The organism is Halomonas sp. B23F22_10 (assembly GCF_043496975.1).
Classification (GTDB): Bacteria; Pseudomonadota; Gammaproteobacteria; order Pseudomonadales; family Halomonadaceae; genus Halomonas; species Halomonas smyrnensis.
Map to the genome: position 1 here is coordinate 769,606 of NZ_JBIEKF010000001.1, position 24,849 is coordinate 794,454.

At 68.2% G+C, this 24,849-nt stretch carries 28 protein-coding genes and 1 tRNA gene; 11 read left to right on the forward strand and 18 right to left on the reverse strand.

The features are described from left to right. The first annotated feature begins 53 nt into the window (after positions 1-53). The 5 genes from ACGTNF_RS03485 (at position 54) to ACGTNF_RS03505 (ending at position 4,105) form a co-directional block, all read left to right on the forward strand. Positions 54-986 (forward strand): histone deacetylase family protein, encoded by a 933-nt coding sequence (locus ACGTNF_RS03485; protein WP_016854944.1) that lies wholly within the window; start codon positions 54-56, stop codon positions 984-986. A gap of 159 nt (positions 987-1,145) precedes the next feature. Then, positions 1,146-1,778: a helix-turn-helix domain-containing protein gene (locus tag ACGTNF_RS03490; protein ID WP_016854945.1), complete on the forward strand. Its 633-nt coding sequence runs from the start codon at positions 1,146-1,148 to the stop codon at positions 1,776-1,778. A gap of 172 nt (positions 1,779-1,950) precedes the next feature. Continuing rightward, on the forward strand, positions 1,951-2,283 hold the full coding sequence (locus ACGTNF_RS03495) for a DUF1244 domain-containing protein (protein ID WP_016854946.1): 333 nt from the start codon (positions 1,951-1,953) through the stop codon (positions 2,281-2,283). After that, positions 2,280-2,801: a molybdenum cofactor biosynthesis protein B gene (gene moaB / locus ACGTNF_RS03500; RefSeq protein WP_394600436.1), complete on the forward strand. Its 522-nt coding sequence runs from the start codon at positions 2,280-2,282 to the stop codon at positions 2,799-2,801. The genes ACGTNF_RS03495 and moaB overlap by 4 nt, the downstream gene beginning before the upstream one ends. Before the next feature lie 92 nt (positions 2,802-2,893). Next, positions 2,894-4,105, forward strand: coding sequence for a molybdopterin molybdotransferase MoeA (locus ACGTNF_RS03505; RefSeq protein WP_394600437.1), 1,212 nt, complete (start codon positions 2,894-2,896; stop codon positions 4,103-4,105). Here the strand turns inward: ACGTNF_RS03505 and ACGTNF_RS03510 are convergent. The 10 genes from ACGTNF_RS03510 to ACGTNF_RS03555 all read right to left on the reverse strand — a co-directional run bounded on the left by ACGTNF_RS03510 (position 4,055) and on the right by ACGTNF_RS03555 (position 10,726). Beyond that, positions 4,055-4,684 (reverse strand): acyl carrier protein phosphodiesterase, encoded by a 630-nt coding sequence (locus tag ACGTNF_RS03510; RefSeq protein ID WP_016854949.1) that lies wholly within the window; start codon positions 4,682-4,684, stop codon positions 4,055-4,057. The two genes, ACGTNF_RS03505 and ACGTNF_RS03510, sit on opposite strands and share 51 nt — an antisense overlap. A gap of 10 nt (positions 4,685-4,694) precedes the next feature. Further along, entirely contained in the window at positions 4,695-5,048 is a 354-nt protein-coding gene (locus ACGTNF_RS03515) for a TusE/DsrC/DsvC family sulfur relay protein (RefSeq protein ID WP_016854950.1), read from the reverse strand. A gap of 2 nt (positions 5,049-5,050) precedes the next feature. Continuing rightward, positions 5,051-5,341, reverse strand: a complete 291-nt coding sequence (gene tusB, locus ACGTNF_RS03520) for a sulfurtransferase complex subunit TusB (protein ID WP_016854951.1) — start codon at positions 5,339-5,341, stop codon at positions 5,051-5,053. A 22-nt stretch (positions 5,342-5,363) separates the two neighbouring features. Then, a complete protein-coding gene (gene tusC, locus ACGTNF_RS03525) occupies positions 5,364-5,744 on the reverse strand; it encodes a sulfurtransferase complex subunit TusC (RefSeq protein WP_394600438.1) in 381 nt (126 codons plus the stop codon). Positions 5,745-5,757: 13 nt separating this feature from the next. Then, positions 5,758-6,150: a sulfurtransferase complex subunit TusD gene (gene tusD, locus ACGTNF_RS03530; protein ID WP_394600439.1), complete on the reverse strand. Its 393-nt coding sequence runs from the start codon at positions 6,148-6,150 to the stop codon at positions 5,758-5,760. A 70-nt stretch (positions 6,151-6,220) separates the two neighbouring features. Next, on the reverse strand, positions 6,221-6,889 hold the full coding sequence (locus ACGTNF_RS03535) for a Bax inhibitor-1/YccA family protein (RefSeq protein WP_026068415.1): 669 nt from the start codon (positions 6,887-6,889) through the stop codon (positions 6,221-6,223). A 479-nt stretch (positions 6,890-7,368) separates the two neighbouring features. Then, positions 7,369-7,458: transfer RNA gene (locus ACGTNF_RS03540), tRNA-Ser, on the reverse strand. 115 nt (positions 7,459-7,573) lie between these two features. Continuing rightward, positions 7,574-8,161 (reverse strand): recombinase family protein, encoded by a 588-nt coding sequence (locus ACGTNF_RS03545; RefSeq protein WP_394600440.1) that lies wholly within the window; start codon positions 8,159-8,161, stop codon positions 7,574-7,576. Positions 8,162-8,456: 295 nt separating this feature from the next. Then, positions 8,457-8,615, reverse strand: a complete 159-nt coding sequence (locus ACGTNF_RS03550) for a YqaE/Pmp3 family membrane protein (protein ID WP_016854964.1) — start codon at positions 8,613-8,615, stop codon at positions 8,457-8,459. A gap of 404 nt (positions 8,616-9,019) precedes the next feature. Continuing rightward, entirely contained in the window at positions 9,020-10,726 is a 1,707-nt protein-coding gene (locus ACGTNF_RS03555) for a potassium/proton antiporter (protein ID WP_394600441.1), read from the reverse strand. 178 nt (positions 10,727-10,904) lie between these two features. Here ACGTNF_RS03555 and ACGTNF_RS03560 point away from each other — a divergent pair, with 178 nt between their 5' ends. Then, a complete protein-coding gene (locus ACGTNF_RS03560) occupies positions 10,905-12,086 on the forward strand; it encodes an ABC transporter substrate-binding protein (protein WP_394600442.1) in 1,182 nt (393 codons plus the stop codon). 54 nt (positions 12,087-12,140) lie between these two features. On the opposite strand, the gene ACGTNF_RS03565 is transcribed toward ACGTNF_RS03560, so the two are convergent. From ACGTNF_RS03565 to ACGTNF_RS03575, 3 genes are all read right to left on the reverse strand, one after another. After that, complete coding sequence (locus ACGTNF_RS03565; RefSeq protein WP_394600443.1) at positions 12,141-12,917, reverse strand: alpha/beta fold hydrolase; 777 nt, start codon at positions 12,915-12,917, stop codon at positions 12,141-12,143. 18 nt (positions 12,918-12,935) lie between these two features. Beyond that, positions 12,936-13,610, reverse strand: coding sequence for a 7-cyano-7-deazaguanine/7-aminomethyl-7-deazaguanine transporter (locus ACGTNF_RS03570; RefSeq protein WP_394600444.1), 675 nt, complete (start codon positions 13,608-13,610; stop codon positions 12,936-12,938). 124 nt (positions 13,611-13,734) lie between these two features. After that, positions 13,735-15,678 (reverse strand): propionyl-CoA synthetase, encoded by a 1,944-nt coding sequence (locus tag ACGTNF_RS03575; protein ID WP_394600546.1) that lies wholly within the window; start codon positions 15,676-15,678, stop codon positions 13,735-13,737. 304 nt (positions 15,679-15,982) lie between these two features. Here ACGTNF_RS03575 and ACGTNF_RS03580 point away from each other — a divergent pair, with 304 nt between their 5' ends. Then, the gene (locus ACGTNF_RS03580) at positions 15,983-16,309 is read left to right on the forward strand and encodes an ArsR/SmtB family transcription factor (protein WP_394600445.1); all 327 of its coding nucleotides are present in this window, start codon (positions 15,983-15,985) and stop codon (positions 16,307-16,309) included. Positions 16,310-16,344: 35 nt separating this feature from the next. Here the strand turns inward: ACGTNF_RS03580 and sohB are convergent, their stop codons facing one another. Next, complete coding sequence (gene sohB / locus ACGTNF_RS03585) at positions 16,345-17,385, reverse strand: protease SohB (RefSeq protein ID WP_394600446.1); 1,041 nt, start codon at positions 17,383-17,385, stop codon at positions 16,345-16,347. Positions 17,386-17,548: 163 nt separating this feature from the next. Here sohB and ACGTNF_RS03590 point away from each other — a divergent pair, with 163 nt between their 5' ends. Then, on the forward strand, positions 17,549-17,863 hold the full coding sequence (locus ACGTNF_RS03590; RefSeq protein WP_394600447.1) for an SCP2 sterol-binding domain-containing protein: 315 nt from the start codon (positions 17,549-17,551) through the stop codon (positions 17,861-17,863). 22 nt (positions 17,864-17,885) lie between these two features. Here the strand turns inward: ACGTNF_RS03590 and nudC are convergent, their stop codons facing one another. Genes nudC through ACGTNF_RS03610 form a run of 4 tightly spaced genes read right to left on the reverse strand, consistent with a single transcriptional unit; the run spans position 17,886 to position 20,693 of the window. Continuing rightward, positions 17,886-18,659, reverse strand: coding sequence for an NAD(+) diphosphatase (nudC, locus tag ACGTNF_RS03595; RefSeq protein ID WP_394600448.1), 774 nt, complete (start codon positions 18,657-18,659; stop codon positions 17,886-17,888). Then, positions 18,659-19,417 carry a DNA polymerase III subunit epsilon gene (dnaQ, locus tag ACGTNF_RS03600; protein WP_394600449.1) on the reverse strand — a complete coding sequence of 253 codons (759 nt, stop codon included), beginning with the start codon at positions 19,415-19,417 and terminating at the stop codon, positions 18,659-18,661. Before dnaQ ends, nudC begins: the two co-directional genes overlap by 1 nt. 41 nt (positions 19,418-19,458) lie before the next feature. Further along, positions 19,459-19,902: a ribonuclease HI gene (gene rnhA / locus ACGTNF_RS03605; protein WP_016854975.1), complete on the reverse strand. Its 444-nt coding sequence runs from the start codon at positions 19,900-19,902 to the stop codon at positions 19,459-19,461. 23 nt (positions 19,903-19,925) lie between these two features. Beyond that, entirely contained in the window at positions 19,926-20,693 is a 768-nt protein-coding gene (locus ACGTNF_RS03610; protein ID WP_394600450.1) for a methyltransferase domain-containing protein, read from the reverse strand. Between the two features lie 100 nt (positions 20,694-20,793). Here ACGTNF_RS03610 and gloB point away from each other — a divergent pair, with 100 nt between their 5' ends. The 3 genes from gloB (at position 20,794) to ACGTNF_RS03625 (ending at position 24,685) form a co-directional block, all read left to right on the forward strand. Beyond that, positions 20,794-21,561 (forward strand): hydroxyacylglutathione hydrolase, encoded by a 768-nt coding sequence (gene gloB / locus ACGTNF_RS03615; protein ID WP_394600451.1) that lies wholly within the window; start codon positions 20,794-20,796, stop codon positions 21,559-21,561. 67 nt (positions 21,562-21,628) lie between these two features. After that, positions 21,629-22,819, forward strand: a complete 1,191-nt coding sequence (locus ACGTNF_RS03620) for a transglycosylase SLT domain-containing protein (protein ID WP_394600452.1) — start codon at positions 21,629-21,631, stop codon at positions 22,817-22,819. Positions 22,820-22,864: 45 nt separating this feature from the next. After that, positions 22,865-24,685, forward strand: coding sequence for an extracellular solute-binding protein (locus tag ACGTNF_RS03625; protein WP_394600453.1), 1,821 nt, complete (start codon positions 22,865-22,867; stop codon positions 24,683-24,685). Positions 24,686-24,849: the final 164 nt, after the last annotated feature.

A 24,849-nucleotide genomic window follows, 5' to 3' on the forward strand; every position in this document is an offset into this window, starting at 1 on the left:
CACGCAAGGCCCCATCACGCTTAGGGTAAGGGCGTCTCGTCTGGAGCCCCTGCATGATCACGGCCTATCTGACCCACCCCGAGTGCCATCGCCACCACATGGGGCCCGAACATCCCGAGAGCCCCAAGCGCCTGGATGCCATTCACGCGCGACTGATGCGCGCCGGCCTGCTCCAGCAGACCATGCAGGGCGACGCCCCCGCCGCCACCGACGAGCAGCTGACCCGGGTGCACCCGAGAAGCCACCTGAAGAGCCTCGAGGCCTGCCTGCCCGAACACGGGCTGATCCTGCTCGAGGACGACACCCTGATGAATCCGCACAGCCTGCAGGCCGCCCGCCATGCCGCCGGCGCCGTGGTGCGTGGGGTCGACCGGGTCTATCGCCATCAGGCCGACAACGTCTTCTGCGCGGTGCGCCCCCCGGGCCACCACGCCGAGCGCGACCAGGCCATGGGCTTCTGCTTCTTCAACAACGTGGCGGTCGGCGCCGCGCACGCCCGGGCCAGGCACGGCGCCAGGCGGGTGGCGATCCTCGACTTCGATGTTCACCAGTGCAACGGCACCATCGACATCTTCCGCGACGATCCCGAGGTGCTGATCTGCACCAGCTTCCAGTCGCCCTTCTATCCTTGGCGACATCTCGAGACCGAAGCCAGTAACGTCGTCCAGACGCCGCTGCCGGCAGGCGCCGACGGCGCGGCCTTTCGCCGGGCCATCGAGCGGGACTGGCGGCCCGCGCTGGAGGACTTCGCCCCGGAGATCGTGCTGCTCTCGGCCGGCTTCGACGCCCACCGCCACGACCCGCTGGCCGACCTCTGCCTGGAGGACGAGGACTACTACTGGATCACCCGCCTGGCGATGGACATCGCCGACCGCCATGCCGATCACCGCCTGGTCTCGGTGCTGGAGGGCGGCTACGACCTCGATGTCCTGGGCCGCGGCGTCGAGGCGCATCTCAAGGCGCTGATGGGGCTGCCCTTCGATTGAACACGGCTGACGTTTCCGACCCGCGGGAAACAGTGTCCCGCGACGGCCGGTCATCCCGACGCCATGTCGCAGCCCATCTGCCGCGGGTCGCACCCGAGTCCGCAGGCGCACGGCGATATGGTAGGCTGGTGGAAATCATGTTTCCGATAGTGAACCCGCATGCCCGCCAACAACGATCAGGATGCCGCCCTGCGCATCGCCTCCGGGCGCAAGGCCTTCGTCGAGCCGCTGCGGCTCGGTGAGCGCCTCAAGGAGATCCGCCTGGCCAACCAGTGGACCCTCGGTGACGTCAGCGAGCGTACCGGCCTGGCCCGCTCGACCCTGTCCAAGATCGAGAACGACCAGATCTCGCCGACCTTCACCGCCGTGCAGAAGCTGATCAGCGGCCTGGACATCGACCTGCCACAGCTGCTGTCCCAGCCGCGCCCCCAGGCCCGCACCATGGGTCGCCGCGACCTGACGCGCCGCGGCGACGGCCAGCAGCATCCGACGCCGACCTACGAGCACGAGCTGCTGAGCTGCGAGATGGCCCAGAAGCGCATGATCCCGTTCAAGACCATCGTGCGGGCGCGCAGCTTCGACGAGTTCTGCCAGTGGGTGCGCCACGACGGCGAGGAGTTCCTGATGGTGCTCGAGGGCGAGATCCAGCTCTACTCCGAGTTCTACGAACCCCTGCACCTGGTCAAGGGCGACAGCATCTACTTCGACAGCGACATGGGCCACGCCCTGGTGTCGGTGAGCGAGGAAGACGCCACCGTGCTGTCCGTGTGCACGCCCCGCGACTCCCAGTAACCCTTCCCCGACTCTCGCTCATGCGTCCCGTTTCGCCGCGCCGGTCCGCCGTCGCGGCGTGCCTGTCTTGCGCCGTCGTTCGGCGCACCCCAGCCCGGATGACTTTTGATAAGCTGGTCGCCTACCCCGTGGGCCCGACCGCATGGTCCAGAACGACAGTGGAGTCAGCATCATGCAACACCTGGATGACAGCACCCGCACCGAGCTCGAAGCCGCCGCCTTTCGCCGACTGCTGAGCCATCTGGACGAGCACAAGGAGGTGCAGAACATCGATCTGATGATCCTCGCCGACTTCTGCCGCAACTGCCTCTCCAAGTGGCTGGTGGCTGCCGCCGAGGAGCGCGGCGAGACCCTCGACTACGAGGCTGCCCGCGAATACGTCTACGGCATGCCCTACAGCGAGTGGAAGTCGCTCTATCAGCCCAAGGCCACGCCGGAGCAGCTGGCCGCCTTCGAGGCCCGCCAGGAAGCGAAGCAAGCGGCCAAGCAGGACGATCCGTCATGAGCGAGGAGATGGTCCCGCTGTCGGTGGCGGTGCTGACGGTCTCGGACACCCGCACCGAGGACACCGACCGCAGCGGCCAGGCGCTGGTCGAGCGGCTCACCGCCGCCGGCCACCGGCTGGCCGACAAGCGCATCGTGCCCGACGACGTTTATCGCATCCGCGCCGTGGTCGCCGACTGGATCGCCGCCCCCGAGGTGCAGGTGGTGCTGACCACCGGCGGCACCGGCTTCACCGGCCGCGACTCCACGCCGGAGGCGGTCTCGGTGCTGCTCGACAAGCGCATCGAGGGCTTCGGCGAACTGTTCCGCCAGCTGTCCTGGCAGGAGATCGGCAGCTCCACGGTGCAGAGCCGCTGCCTCGGCGGCCTGGCCAACGCCACCGTGGTGTTCTGCCTGCCCGGCACCACCGGCGCCTGCCGCACCGGCTGGGACGGCATCCTCGCCGAGCAGCTCGACAGCCGCCATAGGCCCTGCAATTTCGCCAACCTGGTCATCCCCGAGCGAGGCCAGCATGGATAACATCACACGCCAGCGACAGCCGTTCCTCCACGACGAGCCCTGCCGCTCTCGACAAGGTCCGGCCAATCTCGCCATCTCCGAGCGAGGCCAGCATGGCTGAGCTCAAGCCCGTCGCGGCGGCGCTGGAGGCGCTGCTGGCCGACGTGACGCCGGTCGAGGGCGAGCGCCTGGCGGCCAGTGAGGCCGCGGGACGAGTGCTGGCCGAGGCGGTCACCGCCCGGCTCGACGTGCCGCCCTTCGACAACAGCGCCATGGACGGCTATGCCCTGCATCATGCCGATGCCGGGCGCTGGCTGCCGATTGGTCAGCGCATCGCCGCCGGCCACACGGCCGCACCGCTCGAGCGCGGCCAGTGCGCGCGCATCTTCACCGGCGGCGAGATCCCGCCCGGGGCCGACTGCGTGGTGATGCAGGAGAAGGTCGAGCTCGAAGGCGACCGGGCGCGGATGCCCGAGGACGTGCCGCGAGGCGACAACCTGCGCCGCCGAGGCCGCGACGTGGCGGCCGGCAGCCCGCTGCTGGCCGGCGGCACCCGGCTCGACGCCGCGGCGCTCGGGCATCTCGCCGGCCAGGGCATCACCGAGGTCTCGGTCAGGCGCCGTCCGCGGGTTGCACTGCTCTCCACCGGCGACGAGATCGTCGATCCGGGCCAGCCTCTGGGGCCGGGCCAGATCTACAACACCAACCGCCCGATGCTGACGATGCTGCTCGAACGCTTCGGCGCCGAGGTGGTGATGGCCACCGCGGTGCCGGACGCCGCCGCGAGCACGCGACGCCTTCTCGGCGAGGCCGCCGAGCTCGCCGACGTGGTGATCACCACCGGCGGGGTCAGCGTGGGGGAAGAGGATCACGTGCGCGGCGCGGTCGAGGCCCTGGGGCGGCTCGATCTGTGGCGGCTGGCGCTGCGCCCCGGCAAGCCGCTGGCCCTGGGCCGGCTGCCCGGCGCTGGCGCCGGCGGTGAAGCCCGCTTCGTCGGCCTTCCGGGCAACCCGGTCTCGGGCTATGTGGGCGCATGGCTGTTCCTGCGCCCGCTGATGGGCGCGCTGCAGGGCTGTCACGCCATGGCCGAGCTGCCGGCACTGACCGCGCGCGCCACCTTCACCACGTGCACCGGCCCACGCCAGCACTACCTGCGCGTGACGCTGGACTTCGGCGCCGACGGCATCCAGGCCCATGCATTCGCGGATCAGAACTCCGGCGTGCTCTCGTCCTGCGTCGGCGCCGACGCCCTGGCGGTGATCCCGCCCGAGGCGTCAGTGGCGCCCGGCGATGCGGTCCGCTGCCTGTGGCTGCGCGTCGACTGAGCCGGTGTCGTTCGGGTCGAACGGCACGTCGAGATGGGCCTCGATGTCCGGCCACAGCCGGGTGAAGGCCTCGTCCAGCGCCAGATAGTCGCGCTCGAGCCACGGCAGCAGCGCGGCGAGGCGGTTGGGGCCCGAGAGCCGGCGCCCCAGCCCCGCCACCGCACGACAGGTGAAGCGGAAATCGGCATAGCCGCGCAGCCAGTCCTGGCGCACCAGGGCCGGCATCATCGCGGCCAGCCGATCCGGCGCCGGACGAGCGTCGAGCAGCCGATAGCAGCGCGCGACCAGCCAGTCGCGCTCGGCGACGGTCAAGCGGCGCGCCAGGCAATGATCCCACATCAGATCCAGGGCGATACCGGCCACGCGACGCCCCTCGCGAGGCGCCCGAGCCTTGACCTCGAGCAGCACCGGATGACGATCGATGTAGGCGTCGACCCGCCGATGATGGCGGATGCCCGCCGCCACGCCCGCCCCCCAGGCGTCGAGATCGACGCCCTTGACCCCGTCGGCGATCAGATTGCCGTAGAGGAAGTCGTCGCTGCCGCCGCGGGCGAGCCAGCCGTGGGCCAGGAAGTTCATGGCGAGCGCCTCACAGGCAATTGGTCGGCTTGGGCAGCCCGGCCAGCCGCGCCGCGCGCTTGGCGGGGCTGCCGGGAAACAGCCGCATCAGATGCATCGAGCGGCCCTTGTCGGGGCCCAGCTCGCGCCCGACCGCCTTGACCAGCGGCCGCATGGCCGGCGCCATCTCGTATTTCGCATAGAAGGCCCGCAGCACCTCGAGCACTTCCCAGTGCTCGGCGTCCAGCTCGATGCCTTCTTCCTCGGCCAGCGCCTCGGCCACCGCCGGCGACCACTGATCGAGCTCGACCAGATAGCCCTCGGGGTCGAGACCGATCTCGGCATCGGAGACGGTCAGATAACGGGTGATTGCTGTGGTTGCCATGCTCAGTACCAGCTCAGGGTGTGTTCGGCTTGCTCGGTCAGCTGGACGAAGCCGTCGACGTCGACCACCTGCACCGAGCCGTCGCAGCGACCGAGCAGTCCGCGCGCCTCGAGATCCTCGCGTTGCGCATAGAGCCGCCCCGCAATCGCCTCGAAGTGGCGTACCAACTGCGGTAGACCGCCCTGCACGCCGTCCTCGATCAGCAGCAGGCGATCCTCCGGCCCCATGGCGGCCAGCGCCTGCTCGTGCACGCGATGACTGGCCGGCGAACGGTTCACGATATGAAGTTTCATGGTGTCGGGTTCCCCCACCAGGCTAGAAAGTGAGCACGCGCGGGTGCTTCCGTACCGCCTCGGCGATCGCCCCGGCCTCGAGCAGCCGGGGCGCCAGCATCAGCTCGTCGGGATCGAGACCGAAGCGCGAAAGCGCCTCGGCCTCGACCCACAGCGTCTCGATATCATACATCTCCAGCATCTCGAGCGTGGGCGCGGTGCTCTTCTGCCCCAGCGCCCCCGCCGACTGATCCTCGACCAGAGCCGTGACGCCCTCACCCATGAACAGCAGCGAGACGTCGGTGCCGAAGGCGGCCGCCACCAGGGCGACGTCCAGGCCCTCGCGCAGCCAGCTGCTGCCGTGAGGCGCATGACGCAGGATCACCAGCAGATCGCCGGCGAGCGGTTCGTGTTCGTCACTCATGTCACACACTCCCTCAGGGCCCGAAGGTCACCAGCCGGTCACAACATTGGCTCAGGTCGACCAGCTGCCCGACGCCGGTCAGTTCGAACGGCGCCTCGACGCTGTGCCCTGCCTTGCCGTGGCGAGCCGCCTCGCGCTCGTCCATCAGGCCGCGACGCAGCGCCGCGGCGATGCACACCTGAAGCGCCACGCCGTGCGTCTCGTGCAGCGCCACCCAGCCATCGGTCAGATGCGGTTCGTCCTGGGGCGGCGCCGACAGGCGGGCGGCGTTGTAGACCCCGTCGTGGTAGAAGAACACCGCCTCCAGGCGGTGTCCCCGCGCCAGCAGTGCCCGGGCGAATCGCAGCGCCGAGTGGCTGGCCTGATCGCTGTAGGGAGCCCCCATCAGCAGGATCGCGTAGCGCATATCATCCTCTCAGAAACAGGCTGGCCCCGCCGAAGCGGGGCCAGCAATTCTCGCATCGCCGTGGCTGGCGTCAATCCTGGCTCATGATACCGAGCAGGGACAGCAGGCTGATGAAGAGGTTGTAGATCGACACATAGAGGGTGATGGTGGCGAGGATGTAGTTGGTCTCGCCGGCCCGGTGCACGATCTCGCTCGTCTGATAGAGGATGGTCGCGGAGGCGAACAGCACGAAGCCGGCGGAGACCATCAGCGACAGCGCCGGAATCTGGAAGAACAGCCCGGCGAGCATGGCCAGCACCAGCACGATGGCACCCGCCATCAGGAAGTTGGCCAGGAAGCTGAAGTCCTTGCGTGTGACCAGCGCTACGGCGGAAAGACCGAAGAAGGTCAGGCCGGTCAGCCCCAGCGCGGTCATGATCAACTGGGCACCGTTGGGCAGCGACAGGTAGGCGCTGAGGATCGGCCCCAGGGTGAAGCCCATGAAACCGGTGAAGGCGAAGGTCGCCAGCAGGCCCATGGCGGAATTGGCGGTCTTGTGCACCAGGAACATCAGCCCGTAGGCGCCGATGAAGAAGATGAAGATGTTCATCTGCTGGACGCCGAGCGCCATGGCGGCGCCGGCCGTGACGGCGGAGAAAAGCAGGGTCATCGCCAGCAGGCCATAGGTGTTGCGCAGGACCTTGTTGGCGCTGACGGCACTCGTCTGTTGCGTCGTCATTCGCGTGTCTTGGTAAGCCATCGATCCAAAGCTCCGTGTGGTTGATCTTGGCGATGCTTAACAGCATGCCGCCTGGGCGGTGGTGACGCAAGTTTGAACCGATCACGCTTGTCACCCTACGGCGACACGCATGGGGCTCGATGGCCCACTCGACGGTAACATGCGTGATACAACACTGCCGCCTCGGGGAGGGTCGGCAAAGCCAGGCGGCATCTCTAACGTGAAGGAGACACCACCATTAGGCCATCGTCGATTCATTCCCATCGCAGGCGCATGAAGCCCGCCGCCTGAGCGGACTGGCCCGGAAGGCTTGGCCGATCGGCACGATACGTCTTAGCAAACGGCGCGGCGCGCCTCGGCCTGGCGGCGCTCGATGCCTCGGATCATGCGGCCGCGAGACGTCACTCGCCGTCATGTGACAGGGAAACTTCCGGCGCAGGATTTGGAGGAGTCCTGAAACGAAAAAAGCGCCCGTAGGCGCTTGATTCTTGAGAACAAGGTGGCGGAGGGACAGGGATTCGAACCCTGGGTAGGCTCTCACCTACGCCGGTTTTCAAGACCGGTGCATTCAACCGCTCTGCCATCCCTCCGGCTCACGGCGCATATATTACCAATCTTTCTGTTTTGGTCAAGAGTTTCATGCGATCAATGTGTTATCGCATCCTGTCTCGAGACGAGACGCGGCGTAAACGACACGCTATGCCGCTATCCCACGCTCGCGAGGCGCCGGTTCCAGTGCCGCTTGATCGTGGCAATACTCAGCCCGGAGCGCGTCGCCGCGGCCGACTGGCTGAGCCCTTCCGCCTTGAGTGCCTGCACCCTTTCGGTGGTGTCGATGGCAACGGGGCGACCGAGCTTCTTGCCCTGCCCCCGAGCCCGCGCCAGCCCTTCCCGGGTCCGCTCGCTGAAGCGCACACGCTCGAATTCGGCGAAGGCATCGAACATCTGGCGCATCAACTGGCCCTCGCCGCCGGTCAGATCACCGATCGGCAGATCCAGCGACACCACGCTCACGCCGGCGTTGGACAGCCGGGCAATGCTCCGCTGTACGTCGATATTGTCTCGCCCCAGGCGATCGAGCCTGAGCACCACCAGCACGTCTCCGGGCTCCAGCTTGTGCTCGACCAGCGTCCGGAAGGTCGGTCGCTCCATCGCCGGCCACGAGACACTGACGGCCTCGTCGATCACCCGGTAGGGCGCCACGCGATACCCGGCGGCCTCGATCGAGGCCAACTGATCATCGATATCGGGCTCGGCGTCGCCGGTGCGGCAATACACGAAGGTTCGTCCCATGCACTCTCCTCGGCATGACATCACTTTGGCAGGATCGAAGCCGATATGGTCGCAGATAATGCTTATTTAGTGATACCAGCGATCAGCGGTATTTTTAGCATCATCAATGCAGAGGAGGGCTTTCATGACACCAGGCAGCCGCTGAGCAAGATCACGCTGACTGCGGGGAGGACAAGGTTCAGGCGAAGAGCCGAGCGAAACAGCCGAGGAGAGAAAAAGAAGGGAGATGAGAGAGTAAAAGCGTGCGGGGCCGATCGGCATCGACCCCGCCTGCCCCGCTGTCCTCTATCGGCGATCAGCGCCGGGCGATGATCCACACCGCGTGCACGATGCCGGGAATGTAGCCCAGCAGCGTCAGCAGGATGTTGATCCAGAAGTGAAGGCCCAGGCCCACCTGGAGAAACACGCCTACCGGCGGCAGGAGAATGGCGAACAGGATACGAAGCACGTCCATGAGAGAGTTCCTTTTAACGATGGCTATAAATCGTGATCAGGGTATCGACCCCGCGCTGGCCGACCATGTTCCTGAGCGAATGCATCGATCGTGTCCGGGCAGGACGGTGGGCGCGATATTCGGGCCTGGGTGAATATTCATTCAACTTCCCGTAGCCGGTGCCGATGACCCGACGGCACCCGATACACCCACAATGCACCAGGATAGGAGATACGACCTTGTCGATGCACGTCGCGTATGGCATGTGGCTGGCCAGCGGGGGATCACTGATTGCCGCGGCCATCACCTGGAAGATGGCCAAATCCAGAGAATAGCCCCAACGCCGGCACCGTAACATGAATGGCCAACCGCCCGACGCACGAGCCGCCACAGTGGGCCGGAGAGATCGGGCGGTACGGCCATGGTCAATAGAGCCTCAACCCCACCCGCGTCACGCGATTGCCTTGCATCTCGTTGACGACCCAGTGAATGCCGTGCCAGTCGATATCGTCGCCCACCACCGGATGGCCGCCGACACGCAGCGAGATGAAATCCGCCAGGGTCATGTCCTGCTCACCCGGGCTCAGGGTCAAGCCATAGGCATCGGCGATATCGCCCAGCCGTGCATCGCCGTTGAAGCTGAAGGCGCCGAAGAAGGCAGTCTGGCGACGGAGCGTGGCATCGCCGTTGAACAGCCGGTTGAGCGACGGCAGGTCGTCGCCGCGACCGATCACGCACAGCACGTCGTTGCGCTGCAGCTGGGTGCTGCCCTTGGGATGCACCATCACGCCATCGCGGAACAGCGCGGCGATGATCGCCCCGGAGGGGAAGCGCAGCAGCCGGATCGGCACCTCCTCGAGATCGGAGCTCTCCACGCGATAGATGAACATCTCGTAGTCGTTGTCGTGCTGAATCCCCAGCGGGCCACGCCGCTTGGGCGTCACGCTGGGCGGCAGCTCGACCTTCAGGCGCTTCGCCATCCACGGCAACGAGCCGCCCTGGATCAGCAGCGACAACAGCACCACCGCGAAGGCGACATTGAAATAGAGCGAGGCATTCTCGACGCCGCCGATGACCGGGAAAATCGCCAGCACGATCGGCACCGCGCCGCGCAGCCCGACCCAGGCGATGAAGCCGACTTCGCGCCAGCGGAAGCGGAAGAACGGCTTGATCGCGATCACCACCGCCAGCGGGCGGGCGACGAAGATCAGGGCCAGGGCCACCACCGCGGCGGGCAATGCATAGACCATCATCTCGCTGGGATTGACCAGCAGCCCCAGCACCAGGAACAGGCCGATCTGGCTGAGCCAGGCCAGGCCGTCGTGGACCGGCAGAATGAAATTGAGGTGGCGCCCCGGCCGATTGCCGATCATCAGACCGGCCAGGTAGATGGCCAAAAAGCCGCTGCCGCCCAGCGCGCTGGTCGCCCCGAACACGCAGAAGCCGAGCGCCAGCGCCAGCAGCGAATAGAGCCCCGGCGCCAGATCCACCCAGCTGATCAGCCGCGCGATCAGCCAGCCGGCCCCCAGCCCCAGCGCGATGCCGACGCCGAACTGCTGCAGGAAGAACAGCGTGGTATCGAGCCAGCCGCCGATATCACCGACCAGCACCTCCACCAGCATCAGGGTCAGGAAGATCGCCATCGGATCGTTGGTGCCCGACTCGATCTCCAGCGTGGCCCCGACCCGCTCGTTGAGGTTGATGCCTCGCCCGCCGAGCATCGAGAACACCGCCGCGGCATCGGTGGAACCGACGATCGCCCCCACCAACAGCCCCTGCACCAGGCTGAGCCCGAACACCCACATGGCAATCACGCCGACCAGCGCACTGGTCACGAACACGCCCAGGGTGGCCAACGACAGCGCCGGCTTGAAGCCGACCCGGAAGGTCTTCAGCCGGGTGCGCAGGCCACCGTCGAGGAGGATCATCGCCAGCGCCAGGTGACCGATCAGAAACGCCAGCGGGTAGTCGTCGAACTGGATGCCGAGTACGCCCTCCTCCCCGGCGAGCATGCCGAGCCCGAGGAACAGCAGCAGCAGGGGAACGCCCACCAGCGTGGAGAGCCGGCTGGCCAGCACGCTCAGCGCGATCAGGAAGCCGCTGAGCAGAAAAAGGGTATTGATCGTGTCCATGGCATCCTGCCCCAGAAAGTCATCCAAGTATCTCATAGCGTGCGGGCGGCCGCGACGCGCAGCGACACGTTGACCGCGGCGCTGGTCAGGCGGGACCCCACGCCGATAGACTGGCCACGTCTTTCCCCTTGCCCGGGCCCGTCATCGCCACCTCCCGGGCATCGCTGGAGCCGCTGACATGCTGTCATTCATCCGCCGCCCGGCCCGACCGAGCGCCTGGGCCTCACTGGTCATGGCGCTCGGCCTGCCGGGACTGTCTCCGGTCGGCCATGCCGCGCCGGAAACGCCCGAGGGTGGCTACCCGCCGCTCGGTACCGACGTCATGGTCCCCGACCTGGGATCGGAAACCGCGCCGGCCGTCATCGAGGACCCGCTGACCGCCTTCCAGGACCGGCCGAGCGGCCCGTCGGTGGACACGCCCACGCGGCCGACCGCCCCGGCCGTGGCCGTGGGCCCCGCCGAGCCCATCGCGCCGCCGCCGGTCACGCATCTGTCGCTGATGCTCGACTGGTACCCGAGCCCGCGCCACGCGGCGCTGTTCGTGGCCCGCGAGCTCGACCTGTTCAAGGAGCGCGGGCTGGAGGTGGAGATCCAGACGCCCGCCGACCCCGACGTGCCCACCAAGCTGCTGGCGACCTCGCGGATCGATCTGGCCCTGACCCGTCAGCCGCTGCTGCACCTGATGGTCGATCAGGACCAGCCATTGGTGCGCGTGGCGACGCTGGTCGGCCTGCCGCTCGCCTCGCTGGTGCTCGACGACGCCATCGGCCTCGAGGCGCTGGAAGGCACGCGCATCGGCCACGTCGACCTGGATGCCGAGAACGTGCTGCTGGCCAGCCTGCTGACCCATCAGGAGCTGACCCGCGAGGCCCTGGACAGCCCCGACCTGCATTTCCGGCTCGAGCAGGCCATGCGCGAGGGGCGCGTGGACGGGGTGATCGGCGCCGTGCGCTATCTGCTGCCGCGCGCCCTGGCCGACGATGGTCTGTCGACGCACACCTACACCACCGAATCCATGGGCGTGCCGCGCTACGACGGCCTGATCCTGGTGGCCAACCGCGACCATCTCGCCCAGCAGCGCGAGGCCATCGTGGCACTGGTGGAGGCCCTGGAGGAGGCCACGGCCTGGATCGTCGAGCATCCCGATGCCGGCTGGGCACTGCTGGCCCGCGCCGAACCGGCCATGGACACCCCGACCAACCGCGCCGCCTGGCCCGAGGCCATGCGGCGCCTGAGCCTGACCCCCGCCGCCCTGCACGAGAAGCGCTACGCGGACTTCGAGCACTTCCTCAAGCAGCAGCACCTGGTATCCGAAACCACGCCGGTGGAGCGCCTGGCCATCGATCCGAACCGCCAGTGATGCAGCGTCAGGCCGACCGCGTCCGACGCTCGGGGCGCGACAGAGACGAAGGCCTCAGCCGTGCTGGCGGGCGAGGAAGCCGTTGACCGCCGCCTGAAACTCCTCGGGGCACTCGGCGTGCAGCCAGTGGCCCGCCTCCAGGGTCTCGAGCTCGGCGTTCGGCAGCACCTCGCGCAGCGCCGGCAGCATGGCATCGGTCACGTAGGACGAGCGGCTCCCGCGCACCACCAGGGTCGGACCCTCGAAGGCGCCCTCGCCGTCCGGTTCGCCGCTGATCGACGCATAGTCCTCGGTGATCTGATCCAGCCCGACGCGCACCGTCATGCCGTCTTCACCGCGCACCAGGTTGGTGGCCAGGAATAGCCGCGTGGTGCGTTGATCGATGAAATCCGCCATCAGCGCATCGGCCTGGCGGCGATCGGCCGGCCGCTCGTCGCGCACGCGCCGCAGCGCGCCGAGCTCGTTGTCGTGGCCGTGGCCGTAGGCCTGGGGAGCGACGTCGGCGACGATCAGCGAGGCCAGCCGCTCGGGTGCCAGCCGAGCCAGGGTGATCGCCACCTTGCCGCCCATGGAATGCCCCAGCACATGCGCCCTGGCCACGCCCAGCGCCTCCAGCAGCGCCAGCACGTCGCGGGCCATGGCGGCGTAGCCCATGCCGGGCGAATGCGGCGAGCGGCCGTGGTTGCGCAGGTCCACCGCGATCACCCGATGCTGCTCCTGCCATTTCTTGATGTGCGAGCGCCAGTTGTCGGCGCTGCCCAGCAGGCCGTGAATCACCACCAGCGGCGTGCCGTCGCCGCCGGTGTCGATATGATGGAGAGCGAGAGTCATCGTGAACTCCTTGTCGGGTTAGCGGACCTGCTCGGGCGCCAGGTCACGGTCGCCGGTCAGCGTCACCAGGCGGCGCGTCAGCCAGCCCAGCAGCACGCCGTAGAGCGGCAGGAAGAAGGCCAGGCTGATGCCCAGCTTGATGCCGTAGTCCACCCAGGCGATCTCCGGCCAGTGGGTGGCCATGAAGGCATCGGTGCCGCGGTGGAAGGCGATCGAGAAGAAGGCGAAGGTATCGGCCAGATTGCCGAGCAGGGTCGACAGCGCCGGCGCCACCCACCAGGCCCGGAGGCGGCGCAGGCGATCGAAGACGGTGACATCGAGCAGCTGGCCCAGCACGTAGGCCATGAAGCTGGCCAGGGCGATGCGCGCCACGAACAGGTTCCACTCACCCAGCGCCTCCAGCCCGGCGAAGCCGCCGCGCGGAAACACCACCGAGACGACATAGGAGATCACCAGTGACGGAAACATCACCCGCAGGATGATGGCCCGAGCCGGCTCCTTGCCGAACAGCCGTACGGTCAGGTCGGTGGCGAGGAAGATGAAGGGAAAGCTGAACGCGCCCCAGGTGGTATGCAGCCCGAACAGGCTGAAGGGAAGCTGCACCAGGTAGTTGCTGGCCGTGATGACGAGGATATGAAAGGCGACCAGCCACATCAGGCAGCGGCGGGTCTGGGCGGCGGTAAGCGCGAACATGGGACACCTTTTTGGCGGGAGGGGTAAGGGAACCCTCATCGAATGGCATGCCGGTACCCCGGCGAACGGTCGCGAATTATACGCGCCCGCTCGCCGGGGGCCAAACCCGCCTCGGCGCGCCGCCCTACTGCTGCCGTGCCTGCTCGGCGCTGCCCAGCGAGCGCGCCACCATGGCATCGTGCACGTCGGCGAGGCTTGCCGGGTCATCGATGGTCGAGGGCACGCCATAGGCCTCGCCGTCGGCGATGTGACGCAGCAGCTTGCGCAGGATCTTGCCGGAGCGGGTCTTGGGCAGGCGATCCACCACCAGCACCTGCTTGAGGCAGGCCACCGGACCGATCATCTCGCGCACCCGCTCGACCAGCTCGCGCTCCAGGGTCGCCTCGTCGCCGTCGAAGCCGTCCTTGGGGATCACCAGCCCCACCGGCACCTGACCCTTGAGCGCATCGTGAATGCCGATCACCGTGCACTCGGCCACCGCCGGATGGCCGCCCACCACCTCCTCCATCTCGCCGGTGGAGAGACGATGCCCGGCCACGTTGATGACGTCGTCGGTGCGCCCCATGATGAACAAATAGCCGTCCTCGTCCAGATAGCCCGCATCGCCGGTCAGGTAGTAGCCCGAGAAGGCCGCCATGTAAGCGGCGTGAAAACGCTCGGGATCGCGCCAGATGCCGGACAGGCAGCCCGGCGGCAGCGGCTGCTTGATCATCACGCTGCCCTGCTCCAGCGCCGGCGCGTCGTGGCCGCTGCGACCGAGGATACGCACGTCAAACCCCGGCACCGGCACCGTGGCCGACCCCGCTTTGGCCGGCATCGGCTCGAGCCCCAGCAGGTTGGCGGCGATCGGCCAGCCGGTCTCGGTCTGCCACCAGTGATCGACCACCGGCACATCCAGCATTCCCTTCAGCCAGTGGAAGGTCGGCGGGTCCAGTCGCTCCCCCGCCAGGAACAGCGCCTTGAGGCACGAGATGTCGTGGTCCTTCAGGTGCACCCCTTCGGGATCCTCCTTCTTGATCGCCCGGAAGGCGGTCGGCGCGGTGAAGAAGGCCTTGACCCGATACTCGGCGATCAGCCGCCAGAAGGCCCCGGCATCCGGGGTCCGCACCGGCTTGCCCTCATACACGACGGTGGTGCAGCCGCGCAGCAGAGGCCCATAGACGATATAGGAATGGCCCACGACCCAGCCCACGTCCGAGGCCGAGAAGAACACCTCGCCCGGCGCCATGTCGTAGACCGCCTCCATGGAATAGTGCAGCGCCACGCCATAGCCGCCGGTATCGCGCATCACGCCCTTGGGCTTGCCGGTGGTGCCGGAGGTATAGAGCACATAGAGCGGATCGGTCGCCCGGACCGGCACGCACTCGGCCGGCGCCGCCGCGGCCTCCAGCGTCGCCCAGTCATGCTCGCCCTCGCCGAGCTCGACCGGGCACTGCTCGCGCTGCAGCATCACGCAGGCCTCGGGGCGATGGGCGCTCTGCGCCAGCGCCTCGCGCACGATCGGCTGGTAGGGCAGCACCCGGTCGACCTCGATGCCGCAGGAAGCCGCGATCACCACCCTGGGCTCGGCGTCCTCGATGCGCACCGCCAGCTCGTGGGGGGCGAAGCCGCCGAACACCACCGAATGCACGGCCCCCAGCCGGGCACAGGCCAGCATGGCGATCGGCGCTTCCGGCACCATCGGCAAATAGATGACCACGCGATCGCCCTGCTCGACACCGAGATCCCGCAGTGCCCCGGCGAAGCGCGCCACCCGCTCGCGCAGCTCGGCATAGGTGTAACGCCGCTTGCCGCCGCTGACCGGCGAGTCCCACAGCAGTGCGTCCTGATCGCCGCGGCCCTGCTCGATGTGGTGATCGAGGGCCGCATGACAGAGGTTGAGCTCGCCGTCGCCGTACCAGCGGGCATGGCCCTGATCGTCATACTCGAGGATGCGCGTCGGCGGGGTGATCCAGGGCAGGCGCCTCGCCTGCTCGGCCCAGAAGGCCTCCGGCTGCTCGATGGAACGCTGATATTCGCTGCGATATGTGGACATGGGGCCTGCCTGCTCAGTGAATGTCGCCTCGATTGTTGACACACTAGAACAACGCCAACCCCAAAACCCTCATACCAAGGGCGAAATTCGACAAATGGACGAGCCTTCTCGCCACGTTGTCGACAAACAGAACGTATCAAGCGCAACGGCAGGGCCGCGCTGGCCGCCCTGAACTATAGTTGAGAAATGACTGAATCAGAAAAGACGTGACGTTACGGGCCACCGCGGGCACGCGCCATCACAACACCCAGGGCTTGCCGGGAGACGTCATGACGACAGCCCATCGGCAAGAGACGACCGCCATCGGCTGCCATGGCAGCATGAGAGGTGATACATCATGAGCACTTCGCAAGCCCAGGCCGATGGCCTGCTGCACGACGGGGATGACGTCATCGACCAGGCCAGCGCCCTGCTCAAGGCGATGGCCAACGACAACCGGCTGAGGATCCTGTGCCTGCTGGACGGGCAGGAGCTGTCGGTCACGGAGCTCAACCACCAGCTGGCGCTGAGCCAGTCCGCCCTTTCCCAGCATCTGGCCATCCTGCGACGCGAGAGCCTGGTGAGCACCCGGCGCGCGTCGCAGACCATCTACTATTCGCTCAACGGCGACCGGGCGAGGATCCTGCTGTCGGCCCTCGCCCGAATGGAACTGGGGAACCACTGAGACCGGGAAGCGGTTGACACCGAGGCCCCGCAGGATCAGCGCTTCTGCCAGCCGCGCGCCTCCAGGCTCTCGACGACCCGCTCCACGCCACGCTCCACGCCGTCGGACACCGCCAGACCCAGCCTTGCCGGCAGGGGCTGGCGACGCTCCAGGCGCAACGAGACCACCCGCGCCTCTTTCATGCGCTCGACGAGATAGGCCTCGCTGGTGCCGATCTCGTCGGCCAGGCCCCGTGGCAACGCCTGCTGGCCGTACCAGCTCTCACCGGTGGCCACCGCCTCGATGTCCAGGTCCGGGCGACGCTCGGCGACATAATGCTTGAATAGCCCGTGCACGTTCTCGAGGTCTTCCAGGAATTTCTCGCGCCCTTCCTCGGTGTTCTCGCCGAATACCGTCAGGGTGCGCTTGTAGCGGCCCGCGGTCAGCACCTCCACGTCGACGTCGTGGCGCTTGAGCAGGCGATGCAGGTTGGGCACCTGGGCGACCACCCCGATCGAGCCCAGCACCGCGAAGGGCGCCACCCGCAGCCGGTCGGCGCAGCAGGCCATCAGGTAGCCGCCGCTGGCCGCCACCTTGTCGACGCACACCGTGGTGGAGAGCCCCGCCTGACGCAGGCGGTCGAGCTCGGCGGCGGCATGGCCGTAGGCGTGCACCAGCCCACCGGGCGACTCCAGGCGCACCACCACCTCGTCCTTCTCGCCGGCCACGTCCAGCACCGCCGACACCTCCTCGGCGAAGCGCCCGGTGGCACTGGCCTTCAGGTCGCCGTGGAAGTCCAGCACCCAGACCGTACCGGCGACGTCGCCGCCGGCATCGTCCTTGTGCTTGCCGCGCGCCTTGTCATCGCGTCGAAAGGCCTTCTGCAGCCGCTTGCGCGCACCGGGCTCGCTGGCGGCCAGCTGCAGTCGGCGACGGCGGCGACGGCGATCGCCGTTGAGCTCCTCGACCCGCAGCCGGGTCCGCTCGCTCTCGCCGCCGCGCGAGCGCATCACCACCATCACGCCCAGGGCCACGATGACCACCACCGCCACCAGCTGGGCCAGGAACATGCCGAAATCCGTCAGCCACTCGTTCACCGTGTCTCTCCTTCGAAGTGTCCATCCCTCGCGGCGTCATTCGCCGCTGGGCTGCCCCTCATCCTGCCCAGCGGCGGACGCCGCGACAAGCCGACCGGCTTGATGGCTCCGACGCTTTTCCCTACTCTCGCGGATCGATCTTTCACGTCTCCGGAGACCCCCGATGTCCGACAGCACCCTCGACAAGCTCCATGCCCGCTTCGATCCCGAGGCCGCCCGCGGCATGGACGAGGTGTTCCAGTTTCACTTCAGCGACGCCGGCGACTATCACCTGGTGGTGCGCGACGGCGCGCTGGACGTTCAGGAGGGCGTTCACGAGGAGCCGTCGGTCAGCCTGAGCCTGAGCACCGAGACCCTCAAGGGCGTGATGAGCGGCGAGATCAGCGGCATGAGCGCCGTCATGAGCGGCCGCCTCAAGGCCACCGGCAACGTCATGCTGGCGACCAAGCTCGGCGGCCTGTTTCCCCGCCGCGACTGAGCCGAGGGCGGGCGATTTCGCCTCAAGGCCGCACGCCGACCTCGGCCAGGTGCGTCTCGATCAGCGCCCGCGAGATGGAGTGAGGCGGCGGCAGCTGCGGCAGCCGACGCGGCGAATACCAGGCGGCGTCGCTGATCTCGTGGCCGTCGATGCGAATGCGCCGGCTGGCCGCCTCGGCGAAGTAGCCGAGCATCAGCGAGTGCGGGAAGGGCCAGGCCTGGCTCTGGAAGTAGCGCAGCCGCCCCACCGTTAGCCCCACCTCCTCGAATACCTCGCGGTGCACCGCCTCCTCGGCGGATTCGCCCGGCTCGATGAAGCCGGCCAGCGTCGAGTAGCGCCCCGGGGGGAAACGCGGACTGCGCGCCAGCAGCAGCGACTCGCCGTGGGTCACCAGGGTGATGATGCACGGCGAGATGCGCGGATAGTTGCGATGACCGCAGCGCTCGCAGTGCATCGCGAACTCGTGGTCGAGCCGCGAGGCCGGCGCGCCGCAGCTGCCGCAGAAGCGATGATGGCGCAGCCAGGCGCCGACCTGCAGCGCGGTGGAGACCAGCGCGAACCAGGACTCCGGCAGCCGCGCCAGCCACTCCCGCCCCTCGATCCAGTCGTCGCCGGGCGTCTCCTCCACCGACAGCGCCACCGGCGCGTCGTGCCACCAGCACATCGGCTGCATGGCCGGGGGCCAGGGCTGCCAGGGCTGCAGCGGGCCGCCGTCTGTGCCCGGGGCGATGCGTCCCCGGGCCAGGCGAATCACCCGACCCGCGGCTTCCTCATGGGGCAGTTCGCGACGCAGCATCAGGAGGTCTCCCGACCCGGCCACCCCTCCAGCGTGTCCCAGCGGCATTCGCCGCCGGCCTCGCGGACGGTCGCCAGCTTGTCGCGATGGGCCTGCCACTCGGCCTCGTCCGGTGCCTGGACCGTCAGGCTGCCCGGCGTCAGCGCCACCCGACGGATGTTCAACCCGCCGCTGGCCGCGGACTCGTCGCCGTCACCGGCGCGGGCGTCCAGCGACAGGGCGGTCTGGCCGCCGGTCATCGCCAGGTAGACGTCCGCCAGGATCTCGGCATCCAGCAGGGCGCCGTGCAGCACCCGGTGCCCGTTCGCGATGTCGTAGCGCTTGCACAGCGCATCGAGATTGTTGCGCTGGCCCGGATGCTTGTCCCGCGCCATCTGCAGGGTATCGAGGATGCGGCAATGATCGGCCACCGGGCCCAGACGCGGCTCGCCGCGGGCCTGGTTCAGCATGCCGATTTCGTGGTCGATGAAGCCCACGTCGAAGGGCGCGTTATGGATCACCAGCTCCGCGCCCTCGATGAAGGCCCAGAACTCGTCGGCGATCTCGGCGAACAGCGGCTCGTCGGCGACCCGCTCGTCGGTGATGCCGTGCACCGCCACTGCCTCGGCATCGATGCTGCGCTGCGGATTGATGAACTGGTGATAGGTGTTGCCGGTCAGCCGGCGATTGACCATCTCCACGGCGCCGATCTCGATCAGGCGGTGGCCGTCGCGGGGGTCGATGCCGGTGGTCTCGGTATCCAGGATGATCTGACGCATGGGGCGTTACCTGTGGGGAAATCGGCGTTCTTGGGCGAGCATCAGGCCTTGGCCTGCATCTCGTCGATGGCCTCGTTGGCCAGGCTGTCGGCGCGCTCGTTGCCGGGATGGCCGCTGTGACCTTTGACCCAGTGCCACTCGACGCGGTGACGCTGTGCTTCCTCGTGGAGGGCGCGCCACAGTTCGGCGTTCTTGACCGGCTGCTTGGAGGCGGTCTTCCAGCCGCGCTTGATCCAACCGTGAATCCACTCGGTGATGCCGCGACGCAGGTATTCCGAGTCGGTCCACAGCTCGACGCGGCACGGCCGGGTCAGCGCCTTCAGCGCCATGATGGCGGCCATCAGCTCCATGCGGTTGTTGGTGGTCTTCTCCTCGGCGCCCTTGAGCGGCTTCTCGTGAGGGCCGCTGCAGAGCAGCGCGCCCCAGCCGCCGGGGCCGGGATTACCGCGGCAGGCGCCGTCGGTATAGATCGTCACGTCGGGCAACGCCCCTGACTGTGGTTGGTCTGTCACCCTTGCTTACCTTCGTCGGTGGCGGACCGGCCGGACACGTTGCCCAGCGCCGAGCCGGCCAGCGGCGTCGGAAAGACCACCCGGCCGCGCCCGGGCTGGACCAGCTGGGACCGGCGCCGCGCATGAATCATGTAGCTGTCGCCCAGCGGCAGGTTGTACCGGCGCCCGAGGGTCTCGAGCCGGGCGTTCCGGGCCGGACTGCCGGGCAGGCGAAAGCCGCAATAGTCTACCCGGCGGGCCTCGAAATCGACAAACGCCAGCCAGTCGGCGAGACGCCCGGGCGTGCGCCAGCGTCCGCGGCCGGGCAGCTGCCGCCGCCGGGCGGACCGACAGCGCCGCCAGCCACTGGGGCCGAAGGGGTGCCAGCCGAAGAGGATCAGATGGCCGTCGTCGGCGGTCACGCGGGCCGCCTCCTGAAGCAGATGATGAGGATCGGGGGCGATCTCGAGCAGGTGATGCACCACCACCAGGCTCAGGCAGTCGTCGGGGAGCGGCAGGGCATCGAGGGGGCAGACCAGGGTGGATTCGTCGGCGGCCAGCTCCCGGGTCGGCGACCAGCGCAGCGCATGACGCACCGGACACATGTCGGCCAGGCTCGGCGCCAGCCCGAGCTCCAGTCCGTGGGGGCCGAACCAGCGCTCGCAAAGCGGGCCGAGGCAGGCGCGCTGGGCCTGCCACACGCCCTGCCCGGCGGCGCCGGCCCAGTAATGGCGGCCTTCTCGCACCAGCCGCGCCATGCGCATCGCCTCCTGCGAATTTGACATGATCCGTTCATCTCTCCAGAGTACTCGATTTTGCACAGACCCGATTCAAGGCGCCACCGGCCTCGGACATCACCGGCCCCGGCGCGAGGACCCCGAGCCCATGTTGAGCGTGACACCGATTCCCGCCTTTAGCGACAACTATATCTGGATGCTGCGGCAGGACACGAGCCCCCAGGTCTGCGTGGTGGATCCGGGTGATGCCGCCCCGGTGATCGAGACCCTGGAGCGCGAGGGACTGACCCTCGGCAGCATTCTCGTCACCCATCATCATCCGGATCACGTCGGCGGGCTGCCCGAGCTGATCCAGCGCTACTCGCCGCGGGTGATCGGACCGCACAACCCCGCCATCGAGGGCATCGACGAACGCGTCGGCGCCGGTGACGAGGTTCGGGTGATCGGGCGCCTGTTCGAGATCATCGAGGTCCCGGGCCATACCCTGGATCACATCGCTTTCTTCACCGCCGGCATTCCGCCGCTGCTGTTCTGTGGCGACACCCTGTTCAGTGCCGGCTGTGGACGTCTGTTCGAAGGAACCCCCGAACAGATGCATGCCTCGCTGGCGCGCCTCACGGCCCTGCCCGAGGATACCCTGGTCTTCGCGGCCCATGAGTACACCCTGGCGAACCTCGCCTTCGCCAAGGCCGCCGACCCGGACAACCCCGACATCGACGCCGCCGAGCAGGAGTGCCGGCGGGCCCGGGAGCTCGAGCGCCCCACCCTGCCCAGCACCATCGGGCGGGAACGGCGCATCAACCCTTTCCTGCGCTGCGAGGACGCCGGTGTGCGTCGGGCCGCCGCCCCCCAGGGCGACACGACCGACGCCGTGACGACCTTCGCCACCCTGCGCGGCTGGAAAGACGACTTCTGAGACCCACCCGGCAACTCGCGTTGCCCGCCTGATTCACGGACGGCAACGCCCGCCCCGGAGGCCCTGAATGACCTATTACACATCGCGCCGGCGACTCCTCGGATTCGCCAGCACGATCGCCATGACCGGCGCCCTGATCGCCGGCGCCTACACCAAGGCATCGACCCTGCCCGCCGGACAGATGGGCGCCGATACCCCGAGCTTCGCACCGGTTCACCGCGGCGAACCGGAGGGCCAGCGCACCTTCTGGAGCCACCTGCAGCTGCAGCCGGCCGACGCCTGGTCGCGTCTGCGCGACACCTTCCAGTGGAAGGATCAGTGGCAAGACGGCGCCGGCCACGCTCGGGTTCAGCACTGGATCGACGAGTACAGTGCCAAGCCGCACAACGTCGCCGAAATCGCCGAGCGCGCCCGCCCCTGGCTGGCGTGGATCCTCGAACGGGTCGAGGGCCGCGGCCTGCCCGGCGAGATCGCCCTGGTGCCCTTCGTCGAGAGCTCCTTCGATCCCGAGGCGCGCAGCCACTTCGGCGCCGCCGGCCTGTGGCAGATCATGCCGCGCACCGGCGATGCCCTGGGGCTGAACCGCTCCGGCAGCTGGGACGGCCGCCTGGACGTGGTGCGCTCCACCCAGGCCGCGCTGGACTACATCGAGTATCAGGCCGACCAGTGGTACGAGGGCAACATCGAGCTCTCGCTGGCCGCCTACAACGCCGGGGCCGGCACCGTGAACCGTGCCCAGCGCCGCGCCCTGGCCCAGGGCAAGCGGGGTGACTACTGGGATCTCGACCTGCCCAACGAGACCATGGATTACGTGCCCAAGCTGCTGGCCATCGCCGCCATCGTCGGTGAGCCGGAGCGCTACGGCGTGACGCTGCCCGAGATCGAGGGCACACCGGCCTTCGAACGCGTGCCGGTGACACGCCCCGTCCGCCTCGGCGAGGCCGCGGAGCTGGCCGGCGTGCCGACCAGCCAGCTGGCCGAACTGAACCCCGGGATGCGCGGCGACACCGCTCATCCCGGCCAGGTCAGCGAGCTGCTGGTGCCCGTCGACAATGCCGAACCGCTGCTGGCGGCCCTGGAAAGCACCGCCCCGAGCGGCGGCGCCGCGGGAGAGATCCACGTGGTGCGGCGCGGCGACACCCTTTCCGGCATCGCCTCAGAGTACGCCGTGGCGGTCGCCGACCTGGCCCGCTGGAACGGCCTGGACAGCCCCAACGCTTTACAACCCGGCCAGCAGCTGACACTTTCCGGTAGATGATCAGGGGGGCCATCGCCCCCCGACCTGGTACAAGGATGCTGACCGATGCGATCGATCGTCCTGCTGACGGCGGCCCTGGCGGCAACGCCCGCCCTGGCCGCGGACCCGGCTGACGTGCCCACCCGCCATGGGCTCGCGCTCTACGGCGACCCGGCGCTGCCGGCGGGTTTCGACCACTTCCCCTACGTCAATCCCGACGCGCCCACGGGCGGTACCCTGACCCGCGGCGCCAGCGGCAGCTTCGATTCCACCAACCCCTTCATCATCCAGGGCACTCCGGCCTCGGGCCTGAATGCCATCTACGACACCCTGATGGTGGCCAACCCCGACGAGCCCTTCAGCATGTACGGGCTGCTGGCCGAGGGCATCCGCCTCGACCCGGACCGCCAGTGGATCGAGTTCGACCTCGATCCCGATGCCCGCTTCCACGACGGCGAACCGGTCACCGCCGAAGATGTCATCTTCAGCTTCGACACCCTCACCGAGCTAGGCCAGCCGTTCTACGCCGCCTACTACGCCGACGTGCGCGATGTCCGCGCGGTCGACGAGGACACCGTGCATATCGATCTGGCCGACAGCAAATCCCGTGAGCTGCCGCTGATCCTCGGCCAGATCCCGATCCTGCCGGCCCACTACTGGGACGGCCGCGACTTCGAGCGACCGACCCGCGACGCCCTGCTCGGCTCCGGCCCCTACCGCATCGCCGAGGTCGACCCCGGTCGACGCATCGTCTACGAACGGATCGACGACTACTGGGGCCGCGACCTGGCCGTGAATCGCGGTCGCCACAACATCGACCGGCTGGTCTACGACTACTATCGCGACCAGACCGTGGCGCTCGAGGCCTTCAAGGCCGGTAACCTCGACATGCGCATCGAGTCCAGCGCGCGCAACTGGGCCACCGCCTATGACTTCCCGGCCGCCGACGACGGCTTCGTCGAGCGCCTGGAGGTGCCGGACGGCCAGCCCGCCGGCATGCAGGCCTACGTGATGAACACCCGCCGCGACATCTTCCAGGACGTGCGCGTGCGCGAGGCCATGAACCTGGTCTTCGACTTCGAGTGGCTCAACCAGAACCTTTTCTACGGCGCCTACGAGCGGACCCACAGCTACTTCGAGAACTCCGAGATGGCCGCCGAGGGGCTGCCTGGCGAGGCCGAGCTGGCCCTGCTCGAGCCCTGGCGCGACGCGCTGCCCGATAGGGTGTTCGACGAACCGCTGCCCGTCGAGCGGCCGGATGACATGCGCGGCCGCCTGCGCGAGGCCCTCGGCCTGCTGCATGCCGCCGGCTACGAGAACCGCGAGGACGGCACCCTGGTCAACGCCGAGACCGGCGAGCCGCTGGCCTTCGAGGTGCTGCTCTACGACACCCAGTTCGAACGCGTCGTGCAGCCGCTGCTGCGCAACCTCGCGCGGCTCGGCGTGCAGGGCGACATCCGCATCGTCGACGTCAACCAGTACCTGAACCGGCTGCGCCGCTTCGACTTCGACGTGGTGGTGGGCGGCTTCCCGCAGTCCGCCAACCCGGGCAACGAACAGCGCGAGTTCTGGGGCAGCGAGTACGCCGACGCGCCGCAGAGCCGCAACCTGATCGGCCTGGCCGACCCGGCGATCGACGCCCTGGTCGACGAGCTGATCGCCGCCGACAGCCGCGAGGCGCTGGACACCGCCGCCCGGGCCCTCGACCGGGTGCTGCGCTGGGGTTTCTACGTCATTCCGCAGTGGCATCTGGACAGCACCCGCATCGCGGTCTGGGACAAGTTCGGCTGGAAGGAGCCCTTCCCCGAGTACAATCTCGACCTCGACGCCTGGTGGGTCGACCCCGAGCGCGGCGCCGAGATCGAGGCCCGACAGCGGAATCGGTGATACAGGTTCGAGGCACGATGCTGCTGGCAGATGAGCGCCGGGGACAAGGCGAAGCGAGGTTCTTTTGACAGGGGCGTCAAAAGAAGCGCCCAGGGATGGGTTTACCGCGTCCTCGCGAAGGCTTGTCGCCGCGAAGGCTCATCATTCGTTGAGATTTCATAGAA